This window comes from Pseudoalteromonas sp. NZS127 (assembly GCF_015864805.1).
In the GTDB taxonomy this organism is placed as follows: domain Bacteria; phylum Pseudomonadota; class Gammaproteobacteria; order Enterobacterales; family Alteromonadaceae; genus Pseudoalteromonas; species Pseudoalteromonas nigrifaciens.
Genome location: NZ_JADYWN010000036.1, coordinates 1 through 4,643, shown reverse-complemented (window position 1 = coordinate 4,643; position 4,643 = coordinate 1). Strand labels below are relative to the sequence as shown.

The 4,643-nt window shown below is 39.6% G+C and carries 5 protein-coding genes; all 5 read left to right on the top strand.

Features of this window, described 5'->3' with window-relative positions; genetic code table 11:
- Window positions 1-751, top strand: a 751-nt coding sequence (locus I6E78_RS18075; protein ID WP_197183064.1) for a four-carbon acid sugar kinase family protein, incomplete at its 5' end; no start/stop codon positions are given.
- Entirely contained in the window at window positions 748-1,380 is a 633-nt protein-coding gene (gene otnC, locus I6E78_RS18070) for a 3-oxo-tetronate 4-phosphate decarboxylase (protein WP_197183063.1), read from the top strand. The genes I6E78_RS18075 and otnC, both read left to right, overlap by 4 nt.
- A 340-nt stretch (window positions 1,381-1,720) precedes the next feature.
- Window positions 1,721-2,809, top strand: a complete 1,089-nt coding sequence (gene fbaA / locus I6E78_RS18065) for a class II fructose-bisphosphate aldolase (RefSeq protein ID WP_197183062.1) — start codon at window positions 1,721-1,723, stop codon at window positions 2,807-2,809.
- Window positions 2,806-3,774 carry a class 1 fructose-bisphosphatase gene (locus I6E78_RS18060; RefSeq protein ID WP_182684606.1) on the top strand — a complete coding sequence of 323 codons (969 nt, stop codon included), beginning with the start codon at window positions 2,806-2,808 and terminating at the stop codon, window positions 3,772-3,774. Before fbaA ends, I6E78_RS18060 begins: the two co-directional genes overlap by 4 nt.
- A 753-nt stretch (window positions 3,775-4,527) precedes the next feature.
- Window positions 4,528-4,643: four-carbon acid sugar kinase family protein (locus tag I6E78_RS18860; protein ID WP_231618016.1), on the top strand; the 116-nt coding region annotated here is incomplete at its 3' end.

Here is a 4,643-nt window from a genome sequence, read left to right as displayed (position 1 = left end):
TTACCAAACCATTGAGCAAGGCGCTGAGGCCATCACTAACCAGTTTGCTGAGCTACAAAGTGCAGGTAAACGCTACGCTGTGGTTGATGCCTTTAATAGTGCACATTTAGCAACCCTAGGCCAAGCGGCTAAGTCGCTAAAGTTAATTACTGGCGGCTCTGGATTGGCAGCGGGCATTGCAAAAAACTGGCAGCAACAACTACAAGATCAAGGCGAAGCTAAAAAAGCGGGCTACCCAACCAAAGCAGCTACCGTCATATTATCGGGTTCGTGCTCGTTAATGACCAATAAACAAGTTGCAGCTTATAAAACCCTTGCCCCGCACTTTGCCGTAGATGTAGGAGCATGTATGAATAACGCCCACTATCTACAACAAGCATTTGATTGGGTAGTAAATAATCTTGATGGCAAATTTGCCCCTATGGTTTATGCCACGCAACCTGCTGCACAGCTAAAAGCAATTCAAGCTAAATATGGTGCACATGCATCGAGTGAAGCAGTAGAGTTATTTTTTAGCAAACTTGCTTATTTACTAAAAGAATTTGGCATACAAAATTTTATTGTTGCCGGCGGTGAAACGTCAGGCACGGTAACACAAGGCCTTGCTGTAAAAGGTTTTCATATTGGCCCTCAAATCGCCTCAGGTGTGCCTTGGGTCAAGTCTATTGATGGTTCGTTGTCACTAGCACTTAAATCGGGGAATTTTGGGGATGAGCTGTTTTTCGAAAAAGCACAGGAGTTTTACTTATGACAGAACAAGATCTTAGAGAGAAAATGGTAAGCTTAGCGCTTTCTATGTTTCAGCGCGGCTATGCGACAGGCGGAGCGGGTAACCTATCTCTTAAATTACCCGACGGTAACTTTTTAGCTACGCCAACGGGCGCATCATTTGGCCGCTTAGTGGCCGATGAGCTTTCTGTTGTAGACATAAACGGTACTCTCATTTCAGGTAAACGCGCGTCTAAAGAAGTGGCTTTTCATCTCGAAATTTATCGCAACAGTCCTGATTGTAATGCCATTGTGCATTTACACTCTACTTACCTTACTGCACTGTCATGCTTAGAAACGCTGGATCCTGATAATGCTATTCGTCCGTTTACACCGTATTACGTAATGCGTGTTGGGCAATTACCTGTGATCCCCTATTTACGCCCAGGCGAGCCACGTATTGCTGAAGAGCTCGGTAAGCTCGCTCCTCATCATCGCGCGTTTTTGTTAGCTAATCATGGCCCAGTGATCACCGGCAGCGATATAGAAGATGCTGTAGACAATGCAGAAGAATTAGAAGAAACAGCCAAGTTAATGTTTATCCTAAATAACCACCCTGTTCGTTATTTAACACATGCTGAAATAGCTGATCTCAAAGGCAGAGGCAAGTAGTAAGCTATTTGCAGCAAACCTCTCCGCACTTTTTAATGGTGTGAATTATCTAAAATAACTTGATAAAACACACCAAACAAAATTAAAACTGTAAATTCTTACAAGTTGAGGTTTAGCTGCAAACTATTCTAACCACTGGTTTTAGCATTTACTTTAGCAAAAAAAGTTGCGCATTTTTCTACCTCTTTATTTAGCACTATACTAATTTTAACTAAAAATGCTTATACCGTTAATTAATCTATTTATATTTTAATGAGCAGTAGCACGTTTTCTATCACTATTAAAAATTTCACTTATTTATAGAAACCACAATTAGCAATCTACAAAATACGGATAAACAATGAACAATTTAATTAATCTAGTCCCTGCTGGTGTTGTTAGTGGGGAGCATTTAAATACTTTATATCGTGTTGCCCGTGAAAATAACTATGCCTTTCCTGCGGTCAATGTTGTTAGCACTAACTCTATTAATGCTGCGCTAGAAGCTGCATCCTTATGTAAGTCACCTATTATTATTCAATTATCGCATGGTGGGGCGGCATTTTTTGTAGGTAAAGGGGTGCCTCTTAAAGATCACCAACCCGCAATTACTGGCGCCATTGCAGCAGCCCATTATGTGCATGCTGTGGCAAAGCATTATGGTATTCCTGTGGTACTTCATACCGATCATGCCGCTAAAAAGTTGCTACCTTGGATAGACGGCCTATTAGAGGCCGGTGAAGCGTATTTCAACCTTCATGGGAAACCGTTATTTAGCTCACACATGTTAGATTTATCTGAAGAAACGCTCACTGAAAATATTGAAACCTGTCAGCAGTACCTATCTCGTATGGCAAAAATTAATATGGGGATAGAAATTGAGCTTGGCTGTACCGGTGGTGAAGAAGATGGGGTCGATAATTCGCACCTAGACTCGTCATTACTTTACACTCAACCTGAAGATGTCGCTTATGCTTACCAACAATTAAGCCAAGTGAGCGATTGTTTTACTATTGCCGCTTCATTTGGCAATGTCCATGGAGTGTACAAACCAGGTAATGTGAAGCTGACTCCAGAAATATTAAAAAACTCCCAAGCATTTGTGAGCGACAAATTTGGTTTGGCGCACAACAGTTTAAACTTTGTTTTTCATGGTGGCTCAGGCTCTGCAGCAACCGAAATTACTGAAGCTATTGGCTATGGGGTAATAAAAATGAACATTGATACTGATACCCAATGGGCTAGCTGGGAAGGCGTTAGTAATTACTATAAAGAAAACTCAGCCTACCTACAAAGCCAAATTGGTAACCCCGATGGTGATGATCTCCCCAATAAAAAACACTACGATCCGCGCGTATGGCTACGCAAAGTTGAGCAATCAATGGCGCAGCGTTTAGCTATTTCATTTAAAGAGCTTAATTGTCTAAATAAGTATGAGGAAAAAGCATGAAACGGTTAATCCCATGTTTAGAGCAAGACAAAGTTGAAATTGAATTAATTTTACTAATTAAAACCATACTAACAGCCTGTAAAGAAATTTCATTTCGGGTAGGCCAGGGGGCTTTGTCTAATGTGTTGGGCTCTACCCTTGATGAAAACATTCAGGGTGAAACTCAGAAAAATCTAGATATTATTAGTAATCAGCTACTCAAAGATATGTTATTAGAAAGTGGTAAAGTCAGGACTATAGCCTCTGAAGAGGAGGACTATGTTGTTGCCGCTACAGAGAATGCACCTTATATTGTTGCCTTTGATCCACTTGACGGCTCTTCTAATATCGACATTAATGGTCAAATAGGCACTATTTTTACCATTTACCGCGCTAAAAACAATGTTGCTGCTGATAGTGAATTACAATTTTCACAAAAAGGTTCTGAACAAGTGTGTGCTGGTTATGTGTTATATGGCCCATCGACTATGCTGGCGCTTACTACGGGTGGCCCATCTCGCTTATACACCTTAGACAAAACACAAGGTTGCTACTTATTAACCACCGAAAAACTAACAATAGCGACTGATACGCAAGAGTTCTCGGTGAACATGTCTAATTTTCATCAATGGTCAGCTGGCTTTAGTGATTATATTAATGACCTGCTTTTAGGTGAAAATGGCGTGCGTGCTAAAAAGTTTAACATGCGCTGGAATGGCGCTATGGTGGGTGATATGCATCGGGTGTTATCCCGTGGTGGTATTTTCTGTTATCCCAACGATATTAACAAGCCTGAACAGCCCGCTAAGCTACGTTTATTATACGAAGCAAATCCACTGGCTATGTTAGTCGAGAACGCTAATGGCAAAGCACATACAGAGCATGAACGTATTTTAGATATACTTCCCTCTCATATTCACCAACGCGTAGCCGTTGTTATGGGCTCGACTAATGAAGTAAATAAATGTTTAACGTATTTAAAGTAACGCTAGATACCTGAGTCAGCCCTGAGCAGCTACATGTTATTGCCAAATTAAGATGGCTATGTAGCTCATCTCACTTTTTGGGCTCGGACTTAGCTTATTTTATTAAACTAATTGGCAGCATGCTGATAACTGAGCAGGTGTTAATTTTAACTATTTAAATCTGCTTTTCACTAAAGTGATGTATTTAAACTTCCTTCGTTTTTATAGTTATATAACTATAAAAACGAAACACTAAGTCACACATTATCTCAATTTCATCTCGATTTTTTATTAGCACACAGCAAAATAAAAATTAATTTCGACTCTCATTTAGTCCCATGAATAAATGTGTGAATTTATGTTTGTTATTGTTTAAGTTATAAATTCTTTATACAAAAAGCAAAAAAACATACTTTTATTTAATACTTTTCACTACAAACACATTACTAATGGGTGTTTTTTGTGAGCTAAAGTGCTTGACGACAAAATAACCTTAACATATAGTCACAATAGTTAACTAGATTTAACAACCGGTAGGTCTAGCTTCTATTAATGTGAATAAATGAATAGTCATCACGCTACTAATCATAGTTACTGACTATAGCGCTATTTTGCTAATGATTTATGTTTTGAATACCGCGTGAGCGTTCGATTACGAATTATCGTTTACTAACATCACGCTTGGTATGTTTGCCACTGCTTTGGCAAAGAAGACAGCAGTGCCGTTATAAAGGTTTTTAAAGGTATTAAGTTACCTGGTGTGGAGAAATAATTATGTTACTTGGTGTAATTGCAGACGACTTTACCGGAGCAACCGACATTGCTGGTTTCCTCGTTGAACATGGTATGCGTACGGTACAACTTAACGATGTACCTCACTGTAACACTGT

What these genes read in the sequence shown, in the direction of transcription:
- fbaA (WP_197183062.1), top strand. Translation starts at nt 1,721, where the DNA reads ATGAACAATTTAATTAATCTAGTCCCTGCTGGTGTTGTTAGTGGGGAG.
- otnC (WP_197183063.1), top strand. Translation starts at nt 748, where the DNA reads ATGACAGAACAAGATCTTAGAGAGAAAATGGTAAGCTTAGCGCTTTCT.
- I6E78_RS18060 (WP_182684606.1), top strand. Translation starts at nt 2,806, where the DNA reads ATGAAACGGTTAATCCCATGTTTAGAGCAAGACAAAGTTGAAATTGAA.